This is a genomic window from Burkholderia cenocepacia, assembly GCF_900446215.1.
Classification (GTDB): Bacteria; Pseudomonadota; Gammaproteobacteria; order Burkholderiales; family Burkholderiaceae; genus Burkholderia; species Burkholderia cenocepacia.
Map to the genome: position 1 here is coordinate 171,215 of NZ_UAQZ01000012.1, position 26,318 is coordinate 197,532.

23 protein-coding genes and 1 pseudogene are annotated in these 26,318 nt (G+C 67.9%); 14 read left to right on the forward strand and 10 right to left on the reverse strand.

Features of this window, described 5'->3' with window-relative positions; genetic code table 11:
- Positions 1-167: 167 nt before the first annotated feature.
- The 5 genes from DTA15_RS18100 to mnmC form a co-directional block, all read right to left on the reverse strand.
- Positions 168-878 (reverse strand): glutamine amidotransferase, encoded by a 711-nt coding sequence (locus DTA15_RS18100; RefSeq protein WP_012492236.1) that lies wholly within the window; start codon positions 876-878, stop codon positions 168-170.
- 28 nt (positions 879-906) lie between these two features.
- Positions 907-1,545 (reverse strand): MarR family winged helix-turn-helix transcriptional regulator, encoded by a 639-nt coding sequence (locus DTA15_RS18105; protein WP_006489994.1) that lies wholly within the window; start codon positions 1,543-1,545, stop codon positions 907-909.
- Between the two features lie 507 nt (positions 1,546-2,052).
- A complete protein-coding gene (locus DTA15_RS18110; RefSeq protein WP_006490006.1) occupies positions 2,053-3,168 on the reverse strand; it encodes a YbdK family carboxylate-amine ligase in 1,116 nt (371 codons plus the stop codon).
- A gap of 14 nt (positions 3,169-3,182) precedes the next feature.
- Positions 3,183-4,397, reverse strand: coding sequence for a cation:proton antiporter (locus tag DTA15_RS18115; RefSeq protein ID WP_006490002.1), 1,215 nt, complete (start codon positions 4,395-4,397; stop codon positions 3,183-3,185).
- A 672-nt stretch (positions 4,398-5,069) separates the two neighbouring features.
- A complete protein-coding gene (mnmC, locus tag DTA15_RS18130; RefSeq protein WP_006489986.1) occupies positions 5,070-7,001 on the reverse strand; it encodes a bifunctional tRNA (5-methylaminomethyl-2-thiouridine)(34)-methyltransferase MnmC2/FAD-dependent 5-carboxymethylaminomethyl-2-thiouridine(34) oxidoreductase MnmC1 in 1,932 nt (643 codons plus the stop codon).
- A 388-nt stretch (positions 7,002-7,389) separates the two neighbouring features.
- On the opposite strand from mnmC, the gene DTA15_RS18135 reads away from it, so the two are divergent.
- Positions 7,390-7,668, forward strand: a complete 279-nt coding sequence (locus DTA15_RS18135; protein ID WP_006401505.1) for an HU family DNA-binding protein — start codon at positions 7,390-7,392, stop codon at positions 7,666-7,668.
- A gap of 129 nt (positions 7,669-7,797) precedes the next feature.
- On the opposite strand, the gene DTA15_RS18140 is transcribed toward DTA15_RS18135, so the two are convergent.
- Positions 7,798-9,111 (reverse strand): GTP-binding protein, encoded by a 1,314-nt coding sequence (locus tag DTA15_RS18140; RefSeq protein WP_020979349.1) that lies wholly within the window; start codon positions 9,109-9,111, stop codon positions 7,798-7,800.
- Between the two features lie 153 nt (positions 9,112-9,264).
- A complete protein-coding gene (locus tag DTA15_RS18145; RefSeq protein WP_006489984.1) occupies positions 9,265-9,759 on the reverse strand; it encodes a lytic transglycosylase domain-containing protein in 495 nt (164 codons plus the stop codon).
- Between the two features lie 368 nt (positions 9,760-10,127).
- Here DTA15_RS18145 and gspD point away from each other — a divergent pair, with 368 nt between their 5' ends.
- From gspD to gspF, 3 genes are read left to right on the forward strand one after another with little or no spacing between them, the layout of a single operon-like run.
- On the forward strand, positions 10,128-12,461 hold the full coding sequence (gene gspD / locus DTA15_RS18150; RefSeq protein WP_012492992.1) for a type II secretion system secretin GspD: 2,334 nt from the start codon (positions 10,128-10,130) through the stop codon (positions 12,459-12,461).
- Entirely contained in the window at positions 12,458-13,957 is a 1,500-nt protein-coding gene (gene gspE, locus DTA15_RS18155) for a type II secretion system ATPase GspE (RefSeq protein WP_006490004.1), read from the forward strand. The genes gspD and gspE overlap by 4 nt, the downstream gene beginning before the upstream one ends.
- A gap of 4 nt (positions 13,958-13,961) precedes the next feature.
- Entirely contained in the window at positions 13,962-15,179 is a 1,218-nt protein-coding gene (gene gspF, locus DTA15_RS18160; RefSeq protein WP_006491634.1) for a type II secretion system inner membrane protein GspF, read from the forward strand.
- A gap of 31 nt (positions 15,180-15,210) precedes the next feature.
- On the opposite strand, the gene DTA15_RS18165 is transcribed toward gspF, so the two are convergent.
- Positions 15,211-15,621 carry a type II secretion system protein N gene (locus DTA15_RS18165; protein WP_006488485.1) on the reverse strand — a complete coding sequence of 137 codons (411 nt, stop codon included), beginning with the start codon at positions 15,619-15,621 and terminating at the stop codon, positions 15,211-15,213.
- A 175-nt stretch (positions 15,622-15,796) separates the two neighbouring features.
- On the opposite strand from DTA15_RS18165, the gene gspG reads away from it, so the two are divergent.
- The 8 genes and pseudogenes from gspG to DTA15_RS18205 all read left to right on the forward strand — a co-directional run bounded on the left by gspG (position 15,797) and on the right by DTA15_RS18205 (position 21,671).
- Positions 15,797-16,249, forward strand: a complete 453-nt coding sequence (gspG, locus tag DTA15_RS18170; RefSeq protein ID WP_012492990.1) for a type II secretion system major pseudopilin GspG — start codon at positions 15,797-15,799, stop codon at positions 16,247-16,249.
- 39 nt (positions 16,250-16,288) lie between these two features.
- Positions 16,289-16,858 (forward strand): GspH/FimT family pseudopilin, encoded by a 570-nt coding sequence (locus DTA15_RS18175; protein WP_006491630.1) that lies wholly within the window; start codon positions 16,289-16,291, stop codon positions 16,856-16,858.
- Between the two features lie 2 nt (positions 16,859-16,860).
- Positions 16,861-17,262, forward strand: coding sequence for a type II secretion system minor pseudopilin GspI (gene gspI, locus DTA15_RS18180; protein ID WP_012492988.1), 402 nt, complete (start codon positions 16,861-16,863; stop codon positions 17,260-17,262).
- Positions 17,240-17,941, forward strand: a complete 702-nt coding sequence (locus tag DTA15_RS18185) for a PulJ/GspJ family protein (RefSeq protein WP_077176247.1) — start codon at positions 17,240-17,242, stop codon at positions 17,939-17,941. Before gspI ends, DTA15_RS18185 begins: the two co-directional genes overlap by 23 nt.
- A gap of 2 nt (positions 17,942-17,943) precedes the next feature.
- On the forward strand, positions 17,944-19,053 hold the full coding sequence (gene gspK, locus DTA15_RS18190) for a type II secretion system minor pseudopilin GspK (RefSeq protein ID WP_012492987.1): 1,110 nt from the start codon (positions 17,944-17,946) through the stop codon (positions 19,051-19,053).
- A gap of 26 nt (positions 19,054-19,079) precedes the next feature.
- Positions 19,080-20,343, forward strand: a pseudogene (gspL, locus tag DTA15_RS18195) (type II secretion system protein GspL).
- The gene (locus tag DTA15_RS18200; RefSeq protein ID WP_006491282.1) at positions 20,340-20,846 is read left to right on the forward strand and encodes a type II secretion system protein M; all 507 of its coding nucleotides are present in this window, start codon (positions 20,340-20,342) and stop codon (positions 20,844-20,846) included. The pseudogene gspL and the gene DTA15_RS18200 overlap by 4 nt, the downstream one beginning before the upstream one ends.
- 36 nt (positions 20,847-20,882) lie before the next feature.
- The gene (locus DTA15_RS18205; protein ID WP_006491283.1) at positions 20,883-21,671 is read left to right on the forward strand and encodes a type II secretion system protein N; all 789 of its coding nucleotides are present in this window, start codon (positions 20,883-20,885) and stop codon (positions 21,669-21,671) included.
- 25 nt (positions 21,672-21,696) lie between these two features.
- Here DTA15_RS18205 and DTA15_RS18210 read toward each other — a convergent pair whose 3' ends face one another.
- Positions 21,697-23,268 (reverse strand): efflux transporter outer membrane subunit, encoded by a 1,572-nt coding sequence (locus DTA15_RS18210; RefSeq protein ID WP_006491275.1) that lies wholly within the window; start codon positions 23,266-23,268, stop codon positions 21,697-21,699.
- Positions 23,269-23,552: 284 nt separating this feature from the next.
- Positions 23,553-23,837, reverse strand: a complete 285-nt coding sequence (locus tag DTA15_RS18215; protein WP_012492985.1) for a hypothetical protein — start codon at positions 23,835-23,837, stop codon at positions 23,553-23,555.
- Between the two features lie 174 nt (positions 23,838-24,011).
- Here DTA15_RS18215 and DTA15_RS18220 point away from each other — a divergent pair, with 174 nt between their 5' ends.
- A complete protein-coding gene (locus DTA15_RS18220; protein WP_006491271.1) occupies positions 24,012-24,500 on the forward strand; it encodes a MarR family winged helix-turn-helix transcriptional regulator in 489 nt (162 codons plus the stop codon).
- 177 nt (positions 24,501-24,677) lie between these two features.
- Entirely contained in the window at positions 24,678-26,240 is a 1,563-nt protein-coding gene (locus tag DTA15_RS18225) for a DHA2 family efflux MFS transporter permease subunit (protein ID WP_006491289.1), read from the forward strand.
- Positions 26,241-26,318 lie beyond the last annotated feature (78 nt).

A 26,318-nucleotide genomic window follows, 5' to 3' on the forward strand; every position in this document is an offset into this window, starting at 1 on the left:
ACGCACGCCTGAAGCGTGCAGATGGCGCGATCGGCAGTAAGCGGATGGTCAGGTACGGCCGGCCAGGCGCCGGCAGTGCGCGGAATGCGCGATGTACGGCGAGGCGCCGGCCCGCAACGGATGCGGGTCGGGCCGAACCTGTGCAGCGGGCGGAGCCGCCCGCGACGTCAGAGCCCGACGCTGCCGAGCCACTCCGCGAACATGCGCCGTGCGGCCGCCTCGAGCACGGGCCCGTGCTGCGCGGTATCGGCACGCAGCTGGCGCGCGTCGACGCCGGGCGTCGCGGCGATTTCGCCGGCGTTCGCGATCAGCCACGGTTCGAAGCGATCGGTGCGGATCTCGGGATGACATTGCAGCGCCAGCACGTGCTGCCCCCAGGCGAAGGCCTGGTGGCGGCAGGCCGGCGTCGACGCGAGATGGATCGCACCGCCCGGCAGGTCGAACGTATCGCCATGCCAGTGCAGCATCGACGTCGTCGCGCCATCGAGATGGCGCAGCGGCGATGCACGGCCGGCGTCGGTGAGCGTCAGCGGCGCCCAGCCGAGTTCGTGCTGCGCGGCCGGATAGACGCGCGCGCCGAGTGCCCGCGCGATGAACTGCGCGCCGAGGCAGATACCGAGGATCGGCAATCCCGCGTCGATACGCTGGCGCACGAGCGCCAGCAGCGGCGCGATCGTCGGATACTGCGCATCGTCGTACACGCTGAGCGGCCCGCCGAGCACGACCAACAGCGACGGCTCGAGCACGTCCAGCACCTCGACCCGCGACGATCCGACATCGACATAGCGCACCCGTCGACCGCGTTCGCCGAGCACCTGCTCGAAGCTCCCGAGATCCTCGAAATGCACGTGGCGGATCGCCACGACTTCAGCGTTCATCATCGGCCTCCCGGTCGATCGACGGACGTCAGCCTGCGAAAATCTTCCAGGTCTTCTTCTGCGTCGCCGCGTCGGCTTCTTCCTGCACCGAGCAGTCGAGACGCAGATCGCTGTCGGACATCGCGATGTCGAGCGCCGCGCAGTGATGCACGGTCTTCTTCGACGGCTTGCCCGGCTGGAAATGCGTGCACGTGAGGCACATGCGCTGCGGCGGCGTCGCACCGGCCACTTGCAGCTCGCGCAGCGTCTTCAGCAGCGCGCGATACAGCGTGCCCTGCTCGTCCGCGCCGAGCTTGCCGACCGCTTTCGTCAGGAATTCAGGCCATTGCAGCGCCTTCTTCGCGGCCGTGCGGCCACGCGCCGACAGGCGCACGGCCAGCGCGCGGCCGTCGTCCAGCGCACGGCGCTTCTCGACGAGCCCCTTCGTCTCGAGCGTGCTGACCGCATCGCTCGTGGTGGCCGCGGTGAGCTGCGTCTCGCGTGCGATCTCGCCGAGCCGCATCGGGCCCTTGCGCTGCAGCAGCAGCACGAGAATCTCGCCCTGCGTCGGCGTGAGGCCAGCGCCTTCCGCCCAATCCCATGCCTCGCTCCGCATGGCCGTGCTCAACCGCAGCAAGCTGTGGGTCACACGTCCCGCAGCCTGGTTCCCGTAAACGCCTTCGCTCATAGTCTTTTCGCTTTGCCGCCGCCCGGATTGCCGAGCAGCCGTAGTGTGGAGATCGAATGTCTATCTCAAAACAGACACACTCTCTCGAGTGCGTCAGCACGGCCGTCGCGAGGCACACGCGGCGGTCGCGTTCGCGGCGACCGGAGAGACACGCGTCGTTCCGGTGTCCGCAAAGCCGACATTCTAAGCGAGAGCGGAAAATCGCACAGCTAAGTTATCCCCTGCATTCTGTGGAAAATCACTGGATAACCGTCATTTTTCGTTGTGCGCGCAATGTCGCGCGCCCACAAAACGGGGCGCGCCGGCATTGTCCTGTTCGAATCGGCCATCGGCCGCATGGTAATGGTCCACCGGGTTATCCCGCCTGCAGAGCGTTGACTTTGCAGTGGAATATCGGGTTATCCACAGATTTTGAGGACGCCTGGCAACGATTTCGGCGGGACACGGCGCCGAGCGCCGTTCAGCGAATCCCGGTTCGGTCGATCCTGCAATCTGCAAAACATTTTTTCACTCACGCCAACGTAAGCACTGCTGCCGGACCGTCTCGTTCAGCGATTTTTCCTGTTTGAAAACGGTTCTCAACCACGATGCGTCGTTCACGCGCGCCTTCGCGAGCGCACCGATTTCGTCGAGCGCCGCGCGCGAGCCCAGCGCGGCCGCATGCGGCGCGATCCGGTCGAGCGTGTCGAGGATGTCTTCCGCGATCGTGCGGCGCTCGCCCGTCTGAGGATTCACGCAGGTGCCTTCGAGCCCGAAGCGGCACGCTTCGAAACGGTTGAACGTGTAGACCAGATAGTCGTCCTCCGACAGCTTCAGCGGCCGGTCGGTCAGCAGGTAACGCGCGAGCGTCTGGATGTAGCAGGCGATCGCCGCGGCGCGATCGACCGACAGCGGCGTGTCCATCACGCGCACCTCGATCGTGCCGTAGCCGGGCTTCGGCCGGATGTCCCAGTAGAAGTCCTTCATCGAGTTGACGACGCCCGTGTTCACCATCTTCGTGAAGTACTCCTCGAAGCTGTCCCAGGTGAGCACGAACGGCGCGCGGCCCGACAGCGGGAACGCGAACACCGAATTCAGGCGTGCCGAATGGAAGCCCGTGTCGACGTTCTGCACGAACGGCGACGACGCGGACAACGCGATGAAGTGCGGAATGAAGCGCGACATCGAGTGCAGCAGGAACAGCGCGCTGTCGGGATCGGGACAGCCGATGTGCACGTGCTGGCCGAACACGGTGAACTGTTTCGCGAGATAGCCGTACAGCTCGGAGATGTACTGGAAGCGCGGCGCATCGTAGATCTGCCGGTCGCTCCATTGCTGGAACGCATGCGTGCCGCCACCGGCCAGCCCGACGTTGAGCTGGTCGGCCGCCTTCACGAGCACGTCGCGGATCGCATGCAGCTCGCTGACGGCCTGCTCGTGCGAATGGCAGATGCCGGTCGACAGCTCGATCATGCTTTCGGTGATTTCCGGCGTGATGTTGCCCGGAAAGGTCTCGCCCTGGATCAGGCGCATCAGGTCGGATGCCGCTTTGGTCAGGTCGTAGTTGTGCGTGTTGACGACCTGGATCTCCAGTTCGACGCCGAACGTGAACGGTTCGGAATTGACGAAGGTTTCGAGTGCCATGGCAGGTTCCGGAATCAGTTGCCGTCGCTGCGTTCGCCGACCGCCGACAGGCAGCGATAGACGACGAACGGGCTGACGAGCTGCAGGATCACGATCGAGCACATCACGATCGCGCGCAGGTGCGGGTCGAAATTCGGATAAAGCTGGTAGGTATCGTCGACGAGCAGGTACGACAGCGCGGACATCGGCGTGAGCGCGATGCCGAGCGCGACGCCCTGCTTCATCCCGAGGCCGCTCGGCTTCGCGAACGCGACGACGCCGGCCAGCTTCGCGACGAGCCGCGTGACGATCAGCACGATCGCGAGCAGCCCGCCGAGCGCGATGTCGCCCCACGTGAACGACGTGAGCGTCAGCACGAACAGCACCACCGTCAGCAGCCAGCCGGCCGTGCCGAAATGCTCGGGCCACAGTTGCGGCCGTGCTTCGAGGTTCTTCACGATGATGCCGGCGAGCAGCAGCGTGAGCAGCGTCGACAGCTTCAGCGCCTGCGCGACGGCGATCGCCAGCATCACGAGCCCGAACAGCGCGACGAACGAATGCTCGTCGCGCATCGTCGCGGTCATGTGACGGAACAGGTAATTGCACGAACGCGCGACGAGATACGCGACGATGAACGAACCGGCGAGCAGGTAGAGCGGCTGCAGGATCGTCGCGAACACGTTGCCGTACGCTTCTTGGTGCAGCCAGCTCGTGACGAGCTTGGTCAGCACGATCGCATACACGCTGTTGAGCGCGGTGAGCGTGATCAGGCGTTGCGATACCTGCCCTTCCGCGCGCAGTTCGGTCTTGAGCTGGATCACCATCGACGGCGACGTCGCGATCGCGATCGCCGACAGCACCAGCGCGACCATGCCCGATACGCCGAGCGCGAGCATCACGAACAGCACGAGCACGAAGGTCAGCGTGGCTTCCGCGAGACTCGACGCGACGAGCCACGGATTGCGCCGGATCCAGCGCAGGTCGAGGCGGCTGCCGAGTTCGAACAGCAGCAGGCCGAGCGCGACGTCCATCAGCAGCCGCGAGGTTTCGTCGGTGCTCGCGTCGATCACGCCGAATCCGAACGAACCGGCGATCAGGCCGATCACGGCATAGCCGGTGATGCGCGGCAGGCGCCACGCGCGATAGCACAGCTCGCCGCACAGGCCGGCTGCGAACAGCGCGAGCCCGGCCCAGAACACGGCATCCGGCGTAAGCGGCCAGTTGGGCAGGAATGAGAACGCCGACTTCATCGTGGTGACTTCTCCTTTGGAAGCAACCGCCAGCGACGCGGGGTCAAGCGACAGGAATGGATGCGCGCCGGCTGGGTATCGCCCCGAATGTGATTGTTGTGCTCGACGACGGCGGTACATGGGGTCCGCCTGTTCCACCACAGGGCGGAACGTCGTTCAGGTTGCCGATCTGGATTGTCGGCCTGGTGTGTGAACGGACTGCGCAGTCTCGAGGATTCTGATTCGAAATCGTGCCGACCGTTCCATTGAAGCATGTCCGGCGCCTGGCCGAACGAACGCGAAGGAAACCGATTGTGCCACAGCTTTTTCGCTCCGGAACCGATTGAATCGACTCGCGGCGCTGTGCGGCACCGCAGGTCTTTGGTTTCAAAGGTTTACTTGTATATATACGTAGTAGAAGTTAACAAAGGACGCACAGTTCTGTGGATAACTCCGGTTTACGCTGGCAGATCAAGGTGTTGGCGAAACCATAACCGGTTGCACAGGCTGTTCGTGCACAGACATTTGAGTTGAGCAACTTTCGGGCCGCTGCACAGCTGTGCCGAGTTGCCCAGTTTACGTACACTGTGATTGCACACGAAGTGCGCGCGGATTCCGCGCGGTTATCCACAGCATCGCGTGGATAACCTTGCGCGGAAAAATCGGGAAACTGTGACGTAGGCGTGCGACCGGTCAGCCGGTCGAACCGACACGGCGGGCGCGCAGTGCGCGGATCAGGAAGCGGGCGGGATCGATCGCGTCGGCGAGCTCGCGCTCGAGCGGCCAGGGTTCGCCTTCGAGTTGCGACGCGATCAGTTCGGCGCCGAGCGCCGCCCACACGAGCCCGCGCGAACCGAAGCCGAATGCACCGTAGAGGCCCGGCATGCGCGGCAGGTCGCGCGCCTGCGCACCGCCCAGCGCGCGTGCGTTCGCAACGGCCTGCGCTTCGTCGGCGAGCGGGCCGACGAGCGGCAGGCGATCGCCGACGACCCAGCGGAACGCCACGCGGCCGCGCAGCGTGGCGGGATCCGGCCACTCGCCGATCAGGCCCGGCAGCAGGCGCCGCACGCGCTCGAGGCTTTCGGCGTGGCCGGCCGCGCGCATCGCGGGATCGGTGTCGTCCGGCTCGAAGGTGGCGCCGATCAGCAGCGTGCCGTCGTCGAGCGGGATCGCGTAGCCGTCGCCGATCGCCGGGCACGGCAGCGGCGCCGTCGTGCCCGGCGGCAGCAGCGTGAGCTGGCCGCGCACCGGTTGCAGCGCGACGTGCTGCAATCCGGCAAGGCGCGCGGCGTCGCCCGCGTTCGCGAGCACGACGACGGGCGCGTCGGCCAGCGTGGCGCCCGTCTCGTCGAGCGCATGCCAGATGTCGTCCCGCCGCTCGAGCCGCGCGACGCGGGTGGACGCAAGCAGGCGCACACGCTCGCCGGCCGCCGTGCATTGCGCGGCGCACAGCCCGGCCGGCCAGACGGCGCCGCCGTGCGGAAACAGCAGCCCGCCATGCGCGACCGGCAGGTTCAGGTGCGCACGCGCGGCATCGGCGTCGAGCAGCGTCACGTAGTCGGACGGCGCACCGAAGGCATCGAACGCGTCGCGCATCCGCGCGAAATCGTCGGCCGATTCGGCGAGATGGATCATCCCCCGCGTGCTGCGTGCGAAGGCATGGCCCGCACGTTCGAGGGCTCGCCAGCGTGCGATCGCGTGCAGGAAGCCGCCGCGCGTGAGCCGGCTCGCGACGTTGTCGTCGCGCGTCATCAACGGATGGAAAACGCCGGCCGGATTGCCCGACGCGTCGCGCGCGATTCGTTCGTGCCGCTCGATCAACGTGACGTCCCAGCCGCGCGCGGCCAGACGTTCGACCACCGCGCAGCCCGCGAGGCCCGCGCCGATCACGATCGCGCGGCGTACTGCAACGGGCAATGCATGCGGCGGTTCGTGCCGGCGCGCGCGCCAGCGTGGCGCATATTCGCCGACGAGACGACCGTCGACTTCGCGGAACGTGAAACCTGTCTCGCCGAGCGCGTGTTTCACGGCATCGGACGTTGCATGCGTCGCAAACGTTGCGTGCTCGCCGGCCATTTTTGCGAGCGCGCGAATTCCGTCGCTCGACGCCGCGGCGCCATCGAGAAAAAATGCATCGGCGCGCGCGACGAGCTTCTTCGACAGCTCGATCGCATCGCCGAACGCGAGCGTGAGCACCACGCGCCCTGCGTCGAATTCGAGCCGGTGCAGGCCCGGCACCAGCATCGGCCATGCATCGATCAATGCGTCTACGTCTGCCGATATGGTTGTGTCTGCAACCATATGCGACACCGCGCGGCGCAGGTCGTCGCGCGACAACGGGTGCGGTTCGACCGCGACGACGTGCAGCCGTTCGCAGCGCTCAGGATCGCCGCGCCACGCGGCCCATGCGGCGAGGAAGCCGGCGCCCGCGCCGAATCCCGTCGTGACGATTGTGAACGTTCGGCGGCGCTGCCAGCGCGCGGGCAGCCCGTTGCCCGCGACGAACGCGCGATGCGCGTGTGCGAGCGTGCCGGATGCGCCGCGATGGAGCGTGCCGAACTCGGGCGAAACGAGCGTGCCGTCGTCGCGAAGCGCGAGCGTGGCGGAAACAAGTCGGTCGGGCATGCGAAACAAAAAACGTGGCAGCCAAGCCTGGCAAGGGATTGCGGGAGGCCGTCCGACGGGCCGTTGGGAAAAGCCAACGGGGCGGCGGTCGGGCGGACCGCGCTGCGTATCCTGTCCGGTTGGCGCAGGTCAAAAAACGGGCAATCGACGATTCATTCGGCGAAATACCGATGAAAATCTTTGAAACCCTTGTCGTTATTGGGTTTGCGCTGCGCTATCATAGCAACGCCGTACCGCGGGGTGGCCGCCGGCAAGCCGGAGGGCGCGTCGCGCGGGCCAGGATTCGGCGCTGTGTCGTCGGAGTCTGACTCTCGACGGCACGGTTCGCGCACGTATAATCGGCGCGTTCGCGCTGTTCGTGTCAACCTAACCTGATAAAGGAACCTTAATGAACAAACAGGAACTGATCGACGCCGTCGCCGCCCAAACGGGCGCCAGCAAGGCTCAAACCGGCGAAACGCTGGACACGCTGCTCGAAGTCATCAAGAAGGCCGTGTCGAAGGGTGATGCGGTTCAGCTGATCGGCTTCGGCAGCTTCGGTTCGGGCAAGCGCGCAGCACGTACGGGCCGCAACCCGAAGACGGGCGAAACCATCAAGATCCCGGCAGCCAAGACGGTCAAGTTCACGGCTGGCAAGGCGTTCAAGGACGCCGTCAACAAGCGTTAAACCCGCGCCTGTTCCAGGAAAAACCCGCCTCTCGGCGGGTTTTTTGTTGGGCGCGCGCGGCATTTTCGCCACAGTTCGCGCCGCTCTTGCAAAAGTTAACGGTTACTTTTACAAGCCGTTACCAGCCGATCATGCGTGCACGATCTGCGTGTCGCCGTGGTCGTCGTCGTCGTGCGAATCGACATCCCACGCCGGGAACGGATCGTCGAACGCCGCCCATCCCGCCGCGCCGAGCGCGAACTCCGCATCGGTCAGCAGGCACGCATCGAGTTTCGCGCGCCACGCGTCGGCGTCGAGCGCGATGCCGATCAGCACGAGTTCCTGCCGGCGATCGCCGACCGTGCGATCGTCGAGATCGCCCAGCCATTCCGTGCGGATTTCGGCGAGCAACTCGTCGTCGTCCGGCCATTCCGCGCGATCCTGCGCCGCCCACCACAAGCCTGCCGGGCCATGCCGGCACACGCCGCCCGCCTGCGATAGCGAGCCCGCGATGTCGTTGCGCGTCGCGAGCCAGAAGAAACCCTTGCTGCGCAGCACGCCCGGCCACTCCTGATGCAGCAGCGCCCAGAGTCGTGCCGGGTGAAACGGCCGGCGCGCGCGGTAAACAAAATTGCCGATTCCGAATTCGTCGGCTTCGCCGTGCACGTGCGCATGATGGTCGTCATGGCAGTCGGGGTCGTCGCAATGCGTGTGATCGTGATCGAGCGACGCGAGCCAGCCCGGCGCGTTCGCGGCTTCGTCGAAATCGAAGCGGCCGGTGTTCAGCACTTCGTCGAGCGGCACGTTGCCGAACGTCGACACGACCTGGTGCGCGCGCGGATTGAGGCGCGCGAGGATGTGCTGCAGGCGCGCGAGATCGTCCGCGCCGACGAGGTCGGCCTTGTTGATCACCAGCACGTCGCAGAATTCGATCTGCTCGATCAGCAGCTCGACGAGCGTGCGGTCGTCGTCTTCCGACGCGGCGATGCCGCGCGTCGCGAGCGCGTCGTCGGAGCCGTAGTCGCGCAGGAAGTTGTACGCGTCGACCACGGTGACGAGCGTGTCGAGCCGCGCGATGGACGACAGCGACGCGCCGTCGTCGTCGACGAACGTGAAGGTTTCGGCGATCGGCATCGGCTCCGCGATACCGGTCGATTCGATCATGATCGCGTCGAAGCGGCCTTCGGATGCAAGGTTGCGGATCTCGACGAGCAGATCGTCGCGCAGCGTGCAGCAGATGCAGCCGTTCGACATTTCGACGAGGCGTTCCTCGACGTGCGACAGCGCCTGCGCATCGCGCACGAGCGACGCGTCGATGTTGACCGCCGCGAGATCGTTGACGATCACCGCGACTTTCAGGCCCGCGCGGTTCGCGAGGACGTGGTTGAGCAGCGTGGTCTTGCCGGCGCCGAGGAAACCGGACAGCACGGTGACGGGCAACGGCTGTTTCATTGCCGGATTCATGATGATATGCACCAACGGAAAAGATGAAAAAGCGGCCGCGGCGCCCTGCCGGGGCGCGATCGGCCCGCGCACGGGCCAAACGGCGGCGTCAGCCCGCATTGTGCATCAAACGCGCGCGGCCGGCCCGGCGCCGGCCGGTGACGCGGCGCAGAATCACTGCGCGGCTTGAGCGGCTTGAGCGGCTTGAGCGGCTTGAGTGGTCTGCGCGGGCGGCAGCAGCTTCCATTGCGTCAGGATGCCGGCGATCTGCCGCGCGTACTTGTCGCGCAGCGATGGCGTTTCCGAATGATAGGCGCCGACTGCCTGCCACGTGTTGCCGTAGCGATTCATCTTCTGCTTGAGATGCCACGCGGCGATGTACACGTTCTTGCACGGCTCCATCAGCGTGTCGCGGCCGATCCCGTAGCGCGACAGCGTCGGCAGGTGGATCGAATTGATCTGCATCAGGCCGTAGTCGACCGAGCCGTTGGTGTTCTTGTTCAGCGCGCCGGGCCGGTTGCGCGACTCCTGCCACGCGATCGCGCGCAGGATCAGCGGATTGACCTGCTGATATTTGGCCGCTTCGTCGAAACAATCGGCGCGTGCGTTGCCGCTGGCGAACCACGCGCCGGCGGCGATCAACGCGATCGAAGCGAACCGTCTGTTCATCGTGCGGAAACGAAAAGGAATTGCGCGAAGCTCGGGAAAACCCGTGCCTGTTATTAGTGCGACGAGAAACGCGCCGCCCGTATCATACCGGCAGACCGTCAGATTGCGACAGGCAGGAATACGGCAGCCCGGTTATACCGCATTTCCGTGTCGGTTCATCGCGAAAACAAGGGAGAGGGCCGGCATGCGGAGGGCGACGCGGATCCTTACATATTGCATACGGTTCGCCGGACGCATGTCGTATGTGAGACAGTCCTCGGATCAATGTGATATTTCGGACATGAAAAACTGCTAATGTCGCCTCTTTCGGACTTGGATCCCAGCACTACCGCCGGAAGTGGCCTGAGCCGGCATCGACCCATTCATCCATGACAAGAAATCGCTTCGTTATGCGGCGTGTTGCCACGACCCTGCTCGTGGCCGGCATCATCGTCTCGCAGGCCGCCTACGCTCAGGTCACGCTCAATTTCGTGAATGCGGATATCGACCAGGTCGCGAAAGCGATCGGCGCCGCGACCGGCAAGACCATCATCGTCGACCCCCGCGTGAAGGGGCAGCTCAATCTCGTGGCCGAACGGCCGGTGCCGGAAGACCAGGCGTTGAAGACGCTGCAGTCGGCGCTGCGCATGCAGGGCTTCGCGCTCGTGCAGGATCACGGCGTGCTGAAGGTCGTGCCGGAAGCCGACGCGAAGCTGCAGGGCGTGCCGACCTACGTCGGCAATGCGCCGCAGGCGCGTGGCGACCAGGTGATCACGCAGGTGTTCGAGCTGCACAACGAATCGGCGAACAACCTGCTGCCCGTGCTGCGGCCGCTGATCTCGCCGAACAACACGGTGACGGCCTACCCGGCGAACAACACGATCGTCGTGACCGACTATGCGGACAACGTGCGCCGCATCGCGCAGATCATCTCGGGCATCGACAGCGCCGCGGGCGCGCAGGTGCAGGTCGTGACGCTGCGCAACGCGAACGCGATCGACCTCGCCGCGCAGATGCAGAAGATGCTCGACCCGGGTGCGATCGGCAACAGCGACGCGACGCTGAAGGTGTCGGTCACGGCCGACCCGCGCACCAATTCGCTGCTGCTGCGCGCATCGAACGGGTCGCGCCTCGCGGCCGCGAAACGTCTCGCGCTGCAGCTCGACGCGCCGAGCGCGGTGCCCGGCAACATGCACGTCGTGCCGCTGCGCAACGCCGATGCGGTGAAGCTCGCGAAGACGCTGCGCGGGATGCTCGGCAAGGGCGGCAACGACAGCGGCTCGTCGGCGTCGTCCAACGATGCGAACAGCTTCAACCAGAACGGCGGTTCGTCGGCGAGCGGCAACTTCTCGACCGGCACGTCGGGCACCCCGCCGCTGCCGTCGGGCGGCCTGGGCGGCTCGTCGTCGTCGTCCTACGGCAGCGGTTCTTCGTCCAGCGGCGGAATCGGCAGCGGCGGCCTGCTCGGCGGCGACAAGGACAAGAGCGGTGACGACAACCAGCCAGGCGGGATGATCCAGGCCGACTCGGCCACCAACTCGCTGATCATCACCGCGTCCGATCCGGTTTACCGGAACCTGCGCTCGGTGATCGACCAGCTCGACGCGCGGCGCGCGCAGGTCTATATCGAAGCGCTGATCGTCGAGCTGAACTCGACGACGCAGGGGCAACTCGGTATCCAGTGGCAGGTCGCGAGCGGCCAGTTCCTCGGCGGCACGAACCTGGCCGCGGCGGCCGGCAACGTCGCGGGCAACAGCATCATCAACCTCACGACCGGCACCGCGGGCAGTACCGGCGCCGGCCTCGCGGCCAACCTTTCGGGGCTGAACCAGGGGCTCAACATCGGCTGGCTGCACAACATGTTCGGCGTGCAGGGCCTCGGCGCGCTGCTGCAGTATTTCTCGGGCGTGAGCGACGCGAACGTGCTGTCGACGCCGAACCTGATCACGCTCGACAACGAGGAAGCGAAGATCGTCGTCGGCCAGAACGTGCCGATCGCGACCGGTTCGTACTCGAACCTGACGAGCGGCACCACGAGCAATGCGTTCAACACGTACGATCGTCGCGACGTCGGCCTGACGCTGCACGTGAAGCCGCAGATCACCGACGGCGGGATCCTGAAGCTGCAGCTCTACACCGAGGATTCGGCGGTCGTCAGCGGCACCACCAGCGCGCAGACCGGCCCGACCTTCACGAAGCGCTCGATCCAGTCGACGATCCTGGCCGACAACGGCGAGATCATCGTGCTCGGCGGCCTGATGCAGGACAACTACGCGGTGTCGAACAGCAAGGTGCCGCTGCTCGGCGACATCCCGTGGATCGGCCAGCTGTTCCGTTCGGAATCGAAGCAGCGGCAGAAGACGAACCTGATGGTGTTCCTGCGCCCGGTGATCATTTCCGATCGCAGCACCGCGCAGGAAGTCACGGCCAACCGCTACGACTACATCCAGGGTGTGACGGGCGCGTACAAGTCGGACAACAACGTGATCCGCGACAAGGACGATCCGGTCGTCCCGCCGATGCCGATCGGTCCGAGCCAGGGCGGCACGCCGGCCGGCAACCTGTTCGATCTCGACAAGATGCGTCGCCAGCAGTTGCAGCGCCAGGTCGCGCCGGTGCCGGCCCAGCCGTTGCCGGAAGCCACGCCCGCGCAGCCGCAGGGCGTGCCGCAGCAGGCGGTGCCGGCCCAGCCGCTGACCACCGCACCGGGAGCCTCGCAGTGAGCGACGTGCTCGCGTCTTCCGCCCACGACGGCGCGCCGGGCGAACGCCAGCCGCCATCGCCGCTCGCCGCGCGCCTGCTGCCGTACGGCTTCGCGAAGAGCGGCCAGGTGCTGATCGCGCATCAGCTCGACGACACGCTCGAGGTGTGGATCAGCGAACGCACGAGCGACGCCGCGCTCGCGGAAATCGCCCGCAACTTCGGCTCGATCGCCGTGCATCGCGTGCCGGCCGACGAGCTCGCGCAGGCGATCAACCAGGCGTACGCGCGCCAGGACGGCAGCGCCGCGCAGGTGGTCGGCGAGGTCGAAGGCGAAGTCGACCTGTCGCGGCTGATGCAGGACATTCCCGAAGTCGAGGATCTGCTCGAATCGGAAGACGACGCGCCGATCATCCGGATGATCAACGCGCTGCTCACGCAAGCGGCGCGCGAACAGGCGTCGGACATTCACATCGAGCCGTTCGAAAATGCGTCGGTCGTGCGCTTTCGCGTCGACGGCACGCTGCGCGACGTCGTGCGCCCGAAGAAGGCGCTGCACGGCGCGCTGATCTCGCGGATCAAGATCATGGCGCAGCTCGACATCGCGGAGAAGCGCCTGCCGCAGGACGGCCGCATCACGCTGCGCGTCGGCGGCCGGCCGGTCGACGTGCGCGTGTCGACGCTGCCGACCGGGCACGGCGAGCGCGCGGTGCTGCGTCTGCTGGAAAAGGATGCGCAGCGCCTGAACCTCGAAGCGCTCGGGATGGGCCGCGACACGCTCGTCCAGTTCGACAAGCTAATCGGCCGCCCGCACGGCATCGTGCTCGTCACCGGCCCGACCGGTTCGGGCAAGACGACCACGCTGTACGCGTCGATGTCGCGGCTCGAAACCGCGACGACCAACATCATGACCGTCGAGGACCCGATCGAATACGACCTGTCCGGCATCGGCCAGACGCAGGTGAACGAGCGAATCGGGATGACCTTTGCCCGCGCGCTGCGCTCGATCCTGCGCCAGGACCCGGACGTGATCATGATCGGCGAAATCCGCGACCTCGAAACCGCGCAGATCGCGGTGCAGGCGTCGCTGACGGGCCACCTCGTGCTCGCGACGCTACACACGAACGACGCGGCGTCCGCCGTCACGCGCCTGACCGACATGGGCGTCGAGCCGTACCTGCTCGCGTCGTCGCTGCTGGGCGTGCTCGCGCAGCGCCTGGTGCGCCAGCTCTGCCCGGTCTGCAAGGAAGAGCGCCACGAGGACGGCCGGACCGTGTGGCATCCGGTCGGCTGCGCGAAGTGCGGACATTCCGGTTATGCGGGCCGGCGCGGTGTGTACGAACTGCTGGTGATCGACGATTCGATCCGCTCGCTGATTCACCGCAACGCGGCCGATGCTGAAATTCTCGCCGCCGGCCGCGCGGAAGGCATGCGCACGCTGCGCGACGACGCCGAGCGCTGGCTTGCGTCCGGCGCGACGTCGCTCGAGGAAGTGCTGCGCGTGACGGGAGGCGCATAGCGCGATGCCGGCATTCCGTTTCGAAGCAATCGATGCGGCGGGACGCGCGCAGAAAGGCGTGATCGATGCCGACAGTGCGCGCGCCGCACGCGGCCAGCTGCGCACGCAGGGGCTCACGCCGCTCGTCGTCGAGCCGGCCGCGAGCGCGACGCGCGGCGCGCGGTCGCAGCGGCTCGCGTTCGGCCGCAAGCTGTCGCAGCGCGAACAGGCGATCCTCACGCGCCAGCTCGCGAGCCTGCTGATCGCCGGGCTGCCGCTCGACGAGGCGCTCGGCGTGCTGACCGAGCAGGCCGAGCGCGACTACATCCGCGAACTGATGGCCGCGATCCGCGCGGAAGTGCTCGGCGGCCATTCGCTCGCGAATGCGCTCGGCCAGCATCCGCGCGATTTTCCGGAGATCTACCGCGCACTCGTTGCTGCGGGCGAGCACACCGGCAAGCTCGGCATCGTGCTGTCGCGCTTGGCCGACTACATCGAGCAGAGCAATGCGCTCAAGCAGAAGATCCTGCTGGCGTTCACGTATCCGGGCATCGTCACGCTGATCGCATTCGGCATCGTCACGTTCCTGCTGAGCTACGTCGTACCGCAGGTCGTCAACGTGTTCGCGAGCACGAAGCAGCAACTGCCGATCCTCACGGTCGTGATGATGGCGCTGTCGGAATTCGTGCGGCACTGGTGGTGGGCGATCCTGATCGCGGTCGTGGTGGTCGTGTGGTTCGTGAAGGCGACGCTGTCGCGCGCCGGGCCCCGGCTTGCGTTCGATCGCTGGGTGCTGACCGCGCCGCTCGCGGGCAAGCTCGTGCGCGGCTACAACACGGTGCGCTTCGCGAGCACGCTCGGCATCCTCACCGCGGCCGGCGTGCCGATCCTGCGCGCGTTGCAGGCGGCCGGCGAGACGCTGTCGAACCGCGCGATGCGCGCGAACATCGACGATGCGATCGTGCGCGTGCGCGAAGGCTCCGCGCTGTCGCGCGCGCTGAACAACGTGAAGACGTTTCCGCCGGTGCTGGTGCACTTGATCCGGTCGGGCGAAGCGACGGGCGACGTGACGACGATGCTGGACCGCGCGGCCGAAGGCGAAGCGCGCGAGCTGGAGCGCCGCACGATGTTCCTGACGAGCCTGCTGGAGCCGCTGCTGATCCTCGCGATGGGCGGCATCGTGCTGGTGATCGTGCTGGCCGTGATGCTGCCGATCATCGAGCTGAACAACATGGTGCAGTGACGCTGCGGCCCGTTTGCCGGGCCGCCATCGTTCAGCGCATGTAGATCGCGGGGGACGGCGTGTTCGCCGGGAGCTGGATTTCGGCGCGGGCGCCGTTGCGGTCGATGATGATCGAGCGCGGGCGGACTTCGGCGAGCTTCGCGCCGGACGTGACGTCCGCGCCGAGCGACACGGCGCGCGGCGGTTCGCCGCCGACGCCGACGATCGCGGCGCCGCCGTGGTCGAGCGCGAGAATGCCGAACAGGTGGATGTCCTGGACGGGACTCTTGTCGAGCTGGCCGCCGAAGAGCGCCGCGGCGTCCTCGGTGCGGATCGGCAGCCGCGCGGCGGCGGCGGGCAGCGGCGCTTCGCGGGCCGACAGCGTGACGACCCAGTAGGTGGCCGTCGCGCACAAACCCGCGAAGAGGGCGAGGGAAAGGATCCGGATCGAGAGCGCGTTCATGCGCGCTATTGTACGGATGTATGTGAAATTTGCGTTGAGTGAAAGCCCTCGGCGATGCGCGCCTTACAATGCGTGCTCCGCGCCCGCCGGTCCGGAAGGTTGCCGTCAGGCAATCGTCCGGTGCGCCGGGTGCGTCACTCAATCGACGACATTTTTTGGAAAGAGGTAGTCAGTCATGCAAACGTGGATCACTCGCCGCAACGCGGCCGTGCGTCGTCAGCGCGGTTTCACGCTGATCGAGATCATGGTGGTGGTCGCGATCCTCGGGATCCTGGCGGCGCTGATCGTGCCGAAGATCATGAGCCGCCCGGACGAGGCGCGCCGCATCGCCGCGAAGCAGGACATCGGCACGATCATGCAGGCGCTCAAGCTGTATCGTCTCGACAACGGCCGCTATCCGACCCAGGAGCAGGGCCTGAACGCGCTGATCCAGAAGCCGACCAACGATCCGATCCCGAACAACTGGAAGGACGGCGGCTATCTCGAGCGCCTGCCGAACGATCCGTGGGGCAACGGGTACAAGTACCTGAACCCGGGCGTGCACGGCGAGATCGACGTGTTCAGCTACGGCGCCGACGGCAAGGAAGGCGGCGAAAGCAACGACTCCGACATCGGCTCGTGGCAATAAGCCGGCGCTGATCGCCCCGACGCTTCATTCCCGTTCTTCATGCTCGCCATTCGCACGACCTCCCGCTGCGGCCGCGATTGCCGTGTGCGTCGCGGTGCGGTGCCGTCCGCACCGGCAGGTGCCGATGGCGGCTCGATGAAGCACCGCGCGGCGCGGCGTCGCGCGCGCGGTTTCACGCTGCTCGAAATGCTGGTCGTGCTGGTGATCGCGGGGCTGCTCGTGTCGCTCGCGTCGCTGTCGCTGACGCGCAATCCGCGCACCGACCTGCGCGAGGAAGCGCAGCGTATCGCGCTGCTGTTCGAGACAGCCGGCGACGAAGCGCAGGTGCGCGCGCGGCCGATCGCGTGGCAGCCGACCGCGCACGGTTTCCAGTTCGACGTGAGCTCGCCCGACGGCTGGCGCACGCTGCGCGACGACCTGCTGCGCCCGCGCGACTGGGATGGCGGCGTCACCGGCGCGGACATCGATTACCCGGGGTCGGATACGCGCGCGAGCCGAGTCGTGTTCGGCACCGAGAGCATCGACACGCCGGTGCGCGTGACGCTGCATTCGGCCGCCGGCAGCGCGACGATCGTCGGCACCGGCAACGGCCGCTACGAGGTGCAATGACGATGCGTCGTCGCCTGCCCTTCCCCGTTTCTTCATCCCGCGGCTTCACGATGATCGAGGTGCTGGTCGCGCTCGCGATCATCGCGGTCGCGCTCGCCGCGTCGATCCGTGCGGTCGGCACGATGGCGACCAATGCGTCCGACCTGCATCGCCGGCTGCTCGCCGGCTGGAGCGCCGACAACGCGCTCGCGCAGCTGCGGCTCACGCATGCGTGGCCGGAAGTCGGCGAGCAGAGTTTCGACTGCTCGCAAGGCAACGTGCAGCTGGTCTGCACGCAGCGCGTGAGCACCACGCCGAATCCGGTGTTCCGGCGCGTGCGGATTTCGGTGAGCATGCCCGGCCGCGCCGGCGTGCTCGCGCAGATGGTGACGGTGGTCGCGAATGAAACCAGCCGTCCGCTCTGACGCGCCGATGCGCCGCCCGTCCGCCCGCCCGGCCCGCCTCGGCGCCCGCGGCTTCACGCTGATCGAGCTGATGATCGCGATCGCGATCCTCGCGGTGGTCGCGATCCTCGCGTGGCGCGGGCTCGACCAGATCATGCGCGGTCGCGACAAGGTCGCGGCCGCGATGGAAGACGAGCGCGTGTTCGCGCAGATGTTCGACCAGATGCGCATCGACGCGCGGCTCGCCGCGACCGACGACGAAGCCGGCCAGCCGGCGATCGGCGTCGCCGGCAATACGCTGCAGATCGTGCGCGAACTCGACGTGCCGGGCGTCGCGCCGCGGCTGCAGGTGGTTCGCTACCGGATCGCCGGCGGGCGCGTCGTGCGCTATGCGTCGCCGCCGATCGACGACACGAACCGGCTGCGCACCATGCTGAAGGACAGCAGCGTCGAAGGCTGGAGCTGGGTCGCGCTGATGGGCGGCGTCGGCGCGATCGACGCGAAGCTGTACGTGCCGCGCGTGGGCTGGACCACCAACCTGCAGACGGCCGACGAAGCGCTCGCGCAGAACAACGACGCGCTCAAGGTGCCGCAGATCGGCAACGCGCCGCCGGCGCGCGCGGTGACCGGGCTGCAGGTCAGCATCGGCGCGACGTCGCTGCGCGTGCCGGTCACGCGCATCTTCCTCGTCGGGGAATGACGATGCGTGCGCGCCCACTCCACCGAATGCCTGCCCGCCGCCAGCGCGGCGCCGCGATCATCACCGCGCTGCTCGTGGTCGCGCTGTCGGCGATCCTCGTGTCGGGGATGCTGTGGCGCCAGCAGGTGCAGATCCGCCGGATCGAGAACCAGCGCGTGATCGCGCAGGCGGAGTGGGTCGCGCGCGGCGCGCTCGACTGGACCCGGATGATCCTGCGCTCCGAAGGCGATACGGCGCCCGGCATCACGTATCTCGGCGGGATCTGGGGCGTGCCGATCGCGAAGACCAAGCTGTCGGATTTCCTCGGCCGCATCGGCGCGCCCAACGACACCGACGCCGAAGACACCTACCTGTCCGGCTCGATCGAGGACGCGCAGGCGAAGTTCAACCTGCGCAACCTCGTGTCGTCGCCGGCGCCCGGCGTGCTGCAACTGAACGTCACGCAGATGCAGGCGTTCCAGCGCCTGCTGACGACGCTTGGCTACGACAGCGCGTTCGCGAAGCGCATCGCGCTGCAGGTGCGCGCGGGCCTGCTGCATTCGGCCACGCGGTTCCAGATGCCGAACCTGCCCGGCGGCGGCGGCACCGCGGCAAACGCCGCGACCGCGCCGGTGACGAGCGGCGACATGCAGGGCAGCGGCTTCACCGACGATCCCGGGATGGCCGGCGGCGACCGCGGGCCCGCGCCGCTGATGATGACGCGCGTCGACAGCCTGCTCGACGTCGACGGCGTGACGCCCGAGATGGTCGCGCGGCTGCGCCCGTTCGTCACCGTGCTGCCGACTACCACGCCCGTGAACATGAACACCGCGCCGGCCGAAGTGATCGCGGCGCTGATACCGGGGATGAGCGTGTCGTCTGCGCAGGCGCTCGTGTCGCGCCGCGAGACGGTGTTTTTCCGGAACGTCGGCGACGTGCAGCTCGCGCTGCGCGGCGCCGGCGCGCCGCCGAACGTGACGATCGACTCGAGCCTCGTCGACGTCAATTCGAGCTATTTCATCGTGCATGGCCGGATCCAGCACGAACGCGCGGAGGTCGACCGCACCTCGCTCGTGTATCGTGATCCGACCACGCACTCGACGCGGGTCGTGCGCATCCGCGACCAGCTATAACGACGCCAATCGGGAGAGGAGCTCTTGTGAGCACGTTGATTGTTTCTTTGCCGCCGCGCGAGCCTGCCGTGCCGTTGCAGGAATGGCAGTGGCCCGAGCTGCCGTTCACGCTCGTCGACAAGGCCGGCCAGGTGCAGCGCGCGGGCCGCGCCGCGCTCGCGCTGCTGCCGCGCGCGAACGCGACGGTGCTGATCGTCGCCGCGCGCGACGTGCTGCTGCTGGCCGCGACCGTGCCGCCGCTGAAGGGGCCGAAGCTGCGCCAGGCGCTGCCCAACATCGTCGAGGATCAGCTGATCCAGGACCCGCTCGGCTGCCACATCGCGCTCGATCCGGCCGCGCTGCCCGACGGGCGCCGCGTGCTGGCCGTCGTCGATCGCGCGTGGTTCCGCACGATCTGCGACGCGTTCACCGCGGCCGGTCACCGGCACCTGAGCGCGGTCCCCGCGACCCGCTGCCTGCCGGCGCCGCGCGCGTCGGCCCACGCGGCCTCCGCCGTGCCGGCCGACGGCGAGGCGACCGACGCCGCCGCGCTCGTCGCGGACGTCACCGAGCCGCCTGCCCGCCCGGCGACCGTCGCCGCGGTGCTCGGGCTCGCGACGGCGGTCGAACCGGTGCTCGTCGAAGCCGGCGCGCTGCCGGCGGCGGCCAGTGCGCCGCGCCTCGAGCTGGCGGTCGCGCGCGGAGCCGCGGCTCGCGTCGGTCGGCCGCACCGACGCGCCGCTGCTGCCGGGCGCCGCGCCGCTGTCGTTCGACACGTTCGCGCGCCGGGCGCTGACCGAGCCATTCGATCTGTGCCAGTTCGAGTTCGAGTCGCAGCCGTGGCGCTTCGACCGCGCGACGGTGAAGCGCCTGCGCGTGCCGATCGCGCTGGCCGCGGCGACGCTCGGCGTCGCGGTGATCGGGATGAACCTGCACTGGTGGAAGCTGTCGCGTGAGCGCGACGCGCTGTCCGCGCAGATCACCGAGACGCTCTTGTCCGCGTTCCCGAAGACGACCACCGTGCTCGATCCGCCCGCGCAGATGCAGCGCCAGCTCGACCAGCTTCGGCTCGCGGCCGGCGAGCTGTCGCCGAACGATTTCCTCGCGTTGTCGAGCGGCTTGTCGCGTTCGATGGGCGCGCTGCCGCTGAACGGCATCGCGTCGCTCGACTATCACGACCGGCGGCTCGACGTCGGCTTCAAGCCGGAGGTCAAGGTCGATCCCGATTTCACGCAGCGCCTCGCGCGTAACGGACTGTCCGGCGAAGTCGACAGCAACACGGGCAAATGGACGATCCGGAGCCGCTCATGAAAACCGAACAACTGAACCAGACGCTGGCCCAGTTCTGGGGCGAGCGCACGCCGCGCGAGAAGACGCTGCTCGGCTGGGGCGGCGCCGTGCTGGCGGTCGCGATCGCGTATTCGGTGCTGTGGTCGCCCGCGCAGGAAGGCCGTGCGCGGATCCAGCGCGAGCTGCCGACGATGCGTCACGAACTCGCGCAGATGACCGCGCAGGCGAACGAGGCGAAGTCGCTGGCCGCCGCCGCGCAAGGCGTCGCGCCGACCGGCCTCGCGCTGAAGGATGCGCTGACCGCGTCGCTGTCCGATCACGGGCTGCAGGGCGCGCAGGTGCAGATCGTCGGCAACGGCGTGCAGATCCAGATGAAGAACGTGTCGTTCCCGGCATGGACCCAGTGGCTCGACGATGCGCGCCGGCAGTTCAAGGTGCAGGTCGGCGAGGCGCATGCGACGGCGCTGAAGGAAGACGGCCAGGTGGACCTGACGGCCGTGATGCAACCTTCCGTCCAGAAATAGATGACGGCAGTGGATGACGCGAACGAAGGCCGGCCGATGCGGCCGTGGGTGAGACGGCTCGTCGCCGTGTTGCCGTGGGTGCTGGCAGGCGGCCTGGCGACGGCGGTGACGCTCGTCGCGCTCGCGCCGGCCGCGTGGATCGCGCCGCAGTTCGCGCGGGCGACCGGCGGCCACGTGAATCTCGTCGATCCGGACGGGTCGCTGTGGCACGGCTCGGGCACGCTGATGCTCGCGCCAGGCGCGGACCAGAGCGCGGCGACGCTGCTGCCGGGCCGGGTCGAATGGACCACGCGCTTCTGGCCGCTGCTGACCGGGCGCGTGCAGATGCGCATGCGGCAGACGGAAGCGATGCCCGACGCGGTCACGCTCGATGCGACGTGGCGCGGCGCGGTGCTGTCGGCGGGCACGATGGCCGTGCCTGCGTCGCTGCTCACGGGGCTCGGCACGCCGTTCAACACGCTCGACCTGCAGGGCGACGTGCGGCTCGGCTGGAGCGACTGGCGGCTGATCGGCAACAACGCGTTCGGCCAGCTGACGGTGACGATCGATTCGATGAGTTCGCGCGTGTCGCGCGTGAAGCCGCTCGGTTCGTACCGCGCGGTATTGCAGGCGAAGGGCGCGGGCGCCGATCTCGACCTGTCGACGACGCAGGGCCCGCTGTTCCTCGACGGGCACGGCAGCTTCGGCCCCGGCCAGGGATCGTTCCGCGGCACCGCGCACGCGGCGCCCGAGCAACAGGCGAACCTCGCCGGGCTGCTGAACCTGCTCGGCCACCCGATCGGCAACAACCAGGTGTCGTTGATCTTCGGCGACGCGCAGCGCTGAACGCGCGCGTCGCCCGCTTTCCTTCCTACTTCTGCGCGAGCGGCGCGGCGACTGACGGTGCGGTGGCCGCGGGCACGGCCGCACCGGACGCCGGCAAGGGCGCCGGCGCTGCCATGTCGCCGTTCTCGCGCGCCATCTCCGATACGTTCCAGCCGCCGCCGAGCGCCTTCACGAGCCCGACCGACGACACCATCCGCTGCCCGGCGATCGTCGCGAGCTTCTGCTGCGCGGTGAACGCGGTGGTCTGCGCGGTCAGCACGTTCAGGTACGCGACCGTGCCGGCCTTGTACTGGTTCGTGACGATCGCGAGCGCGTGCTCGGCGCTGTCGACGGCCTGCCGCTGCACGTCGATTTCCTGCGCGAGGATGCGCTGCGACGCGAGGTTGTCCTCGACGTCCTGGAACGCGGTGAGCACCGCGAGCCGATAGGCGGCGACGTCCTGGTCGTAGGTCGCGCGCGCCGCATCGGTCTGCGCGGCGCGCAGACCCGCGTCGAACAGCGTGGCCGCGAGCTGCGGGCCGACCGTCCAGAAGCGCGCCGGCAGCGTGAACAGCTGCGACCACACCGAGCTCTGGAAGCCGCCGGTGGCCGACAGCGTGAGCGTCGGGAAGAACGCGGCGATCGCGACGCCGATCTGCTCGTTCGCGGCCGCGGCGCGGCGCTCGGCCGCCGCGATGTCGGGCCGGCGCTCGAGGATCGCGGACGGCACGTCGACCGGCGTGATCGGCGGCTCGGCCGCGAGCGGGTTCGGCGGCAGCGAGAAGGTCGATGCCGGCTCGCCGATCAGCGTCGCGATCGCATGCTCGTATTGCGCGCGGGCGACGCCGTTGTCGATCTGCGCGGCCTGCGCGCTCTGCAGCTGCGTCTGCGCCTGGATCACGTCCGCGCGCGCGGCGACGCCCTGCGCGTACTGGTTCTGCGTGAGCTGCAGCGACCGTTGGTACGACTGCACGGTGTCGTCGAGCAGCTTCTGCAGCGCATCGGACGTGCGCAACTGGAAGTAGGTCTGCGCGAGCAGCGCCTGCTGCGACAGCCGCGCGTTCGCGAGATCGGCCGCGGCGGCCGCTTCGCCGGCGCGCTGCGCGCTGACGGTGCGGCTCACCTTGCCCCACAGGTCGGGTTCCCAGCTGGCGTCGAGGCCGACGCTGTAGCTGTTGTTGATCGACCCGGTCGACCCGCTGCCGAAATTCGACGACGAACCCGACGACAGCGACGTGCGCGGCGTCCGCGCGCGCGAGCCCGATGCGGTCAGCCCGACGGTCGGGAAATACGCGGCGCGCGCCTCGGTGACGAGCGCGCGCGCCTGCCGGTAGGCGGCCGCCGATTGCGCGATGGTCTGGTTCGACGCGTTGAGCTTGCCGATCAGCGCATCGAGCTGCGGATCGTTGTAGACCGTCCACCACGGGCCGCGGTCGGCGCGATCGGCGGGCTGCGCGACTTTCCAGCCGGCCGGCGCTTCCTTGAAGGCGGCGGGGATCGACGTGTCGGGCCGGTGATAGTCGGGCCCGACGGCGCAGCCGGCGAGCAGCACGGCCGTCGCGATGGCGACGGCGGCGCTCAGCGGGCGAACGGCGCGCGGGAGGGGGGCGTACGGCATGGTGGTTTTCCTGTCTGGGCGTGACGGCCGGCGAGCGGCGCCGCGCGATGCGGTCGTCATGCCGCTGGCGGACAAATGGTAACTGACGGCGGGAAAGCTGCGCAGCCCTAAGGGTACGGTGGGCGACAGCCCGAATGTGTTACCGGCGCGGCCGGCCGGTTTACCGGCCATTACGGCCGGCTTGCGGGAAAACGGGCGTGCGAACGGGCGTACGACACCGGCCGCGCGTGACGCGGCCGGCGATCAGACAGGATCGTGCGGAGAGCGGCGGGAGCGGTGCAGCGTCAGTGGCAGCGCACGGGCACCGGGACGGGTTCGGCGGCGGCCCGCCATGTCGACGGCTCCGTCACGGCCGGCTGGCTCGTACGGCGGGCGCCGCCCTTCGCGTTGCGCTGCCGGCGATGATCGAACCATGCGAACCCGAGCGCCGCGAGCGAGCCGCCAGGCACGACCAGCATCGTCACATACAGCGCGATCTTCCAGCCGCGGTGCGGCCCGGAGAACACATGATGAGCGGTATCGGTCAGGTTGCGGCGCAGCGCGCCGGCGGCATTTTTCAGGAACAGCATCGCGAACATCCTCGGGTGCCCGGCAGCGCGGGCCAATCGGTCAGAACATAGTCTCCGGCAGTGCAACATGCACGTCGTAACTGGTTGACTCAAATAATATTGACTAAGCAATCATTTTTCAAGATACTGGGCGCGTTTTAACCCGAAACGCACTGTTGCTGCGCGCGCAATCGTATGACCGGCGGCCTCTACGATCCCGAGAACATCGCGCTGGAAACGAGCCTCGGCTATTACCTGTCGAAGGCGAAGCAGGCGCTCGTCGAGCGGATGGATCGCGCGCTCGAGCCGCTCGACCTAACCGCGCAGCAGATCGGCGTGATCCTGCTGCTGTCGCGCGGCTACGCGCGCACGCCGTTCGAACTGTCCCGCAAGATGTCGTACGACAGCGGCTCGATGACGCGCATGCTCGACCGGCTCGAACGCAAGGGGCTGATCGCACGCGCGCGCAGCGAGCAGGACCGCCGGATGATCGAGCTGACGCTGACCGAGCGCGGCCTCGAAGCCGCCCGCGCGCTGCCGTCGCTGGTCGCGACCGCGCTCAACGCGCAACTGGAGGGCTTTTCGGCCGACGAACTGGCGACGCTCACCGGCCTGCTGCAGCGTTTCATCGCCAACGGGCCCGGCTCGACCGGCTGCCCGAAGCCCGACGAACCCGACTGCTGATGTGCGCGGAGCCCTCATGTCTAGGTTAAGCATTCGCTTATTTCTCTGTCTGGGCAGAAGATGACGAGGCACGCGCTCCGCTTTTTCCCTTTTTCATTCCACCCGGCCGGGTCGCGCTGCGTCGCGCGCCCGTGCGTTGTGCCGGCGCGTCGCGCGCGCCGCGTCTAGGAGATTCCGATGTCCGCCACAACGGCATCCGCCCCCTCCCCCGCCGCCGAACCCGCGCCGCTGACCGGCGGCGCACTCGCGCTGCTGACCGTCGGGCTCGCGCTCGGCACCTTCATGGAAGTGCTCGACACGTCGATCGCGAACGTCGCGGTGCCGACCATCTCGGGTAGCCTCGGCGTCGCGACGAGCGAAGGCACGTGGGTGATTTCGTCGTACTCGGTCGCGTCCGCGATCGCGGTGCCGCTCACCGGCTGGCTCGCGCGCCGGGTCGGCGAGGTGCGCCTCTTCACGCTGTCGGTGCTCGCGTTCACGATCGCGTCGGCGCTCTGCGGCCTCGCGACCAACTTCGAGACGCTGATCGCGTTCCGGCTGCTGCAAGGCCTCGTGTCGGGGCCGATGGTGCCGCTGTCGCAGACGATCCTGATGCGCAGCTACCCGCCCGCGAAACGCGGGCTCGCGCTCGGGCTATGGGCGATGACGGTGATCGTCGCCCCGATCTTCGGCCCGTTGCTGGGCGGCTGGATCAGCGACAACTACACGTGGCCGTGGATCTTCTACATCAACCTGCCGATCGGCGTGTTCTCGGCGACCTGCGCGTACTTCCTGCTGCGCGGCCGCGAAACGAAGACGTCGAAGCAGCGGATCGACGCAATCGGCCTCGCGCTGCTCGTGATCGGCGTGTCGTGCCTGCAGATGATGCTCGACCTCGGCAAGGACCGCGACTGGTTCAACTCGTCGTTCATCGTCGCGCTCGCGCTGATCGCCGTCGTGTCGCTCGCGTTCATGCTCGTGTGGGAGGCGACCGAGAAGGAGCCGGTGGTCGACCTGTCGCTGTTCAAGGACCGCAACTTCGCGCTCGGCGCGCTGATCATCTCGTTCGGCTTCATGGCGTTCTTCGGCTCGGTCGTGATCTTCCCGCTGTGGCTGCAGACGGTGATGGGCTACACGGCCGGCAAGGCTGGCCTCGCGACCGCGCCGGTCGGGCTGCTCGCGCTGGTGCTGTCGCCGCTGATCGGCCGCAACATGCACCGGCTCGACCTGCGGATGGTCGCGAGCTTCGCGTTCATCGTGTTCGCGGGCGTGTCGCTGTGGAACGCGACGTTTACGCTCGACGTGCCGTTCAACCACGTGATCCTGCCGCGGCTCGTGCAGGGCATCGGCGTCGCGTGCTTCTTCGTGCCGATGACGACGATCACGCTGTCGAGCATCTCCGACGAGCGGCTCGCGAGCGCGTCGGGATTGTCGAACTTCCTGCGCACGCTGTCCGGCGCGATCGGCACCGCGGCCAGCTCGACGTTCTGGGAGAACGACGCGATCTACCATCATGCGCGGCTCTCGGAATCGGTGAGCGTCTACGCGCAGAACACGACCGACTACCAGGGCGCGCTCGCGCAGCTCGGCATCGTCGGGCAGACGGCCAATGCGCAACTCAACCAGCTCGTCACGCAGCAGGGCTTCATGATGGCGACCAACGACTTCTTCCATCTGTCGGCGGGCGTGTTCATCGCGCTCGCGGCGCTCGTGTGGATCACGAAGCCGAAGAAGGGCGCGGGGCCGGCGATGGGGCATTGAGGCGGTCGCGTTCGGGTTCCCGGCACGCCGCCCATGCGGCGTCCGCCACATAGATAAAGAGCTAAGCTGGCCGACCCG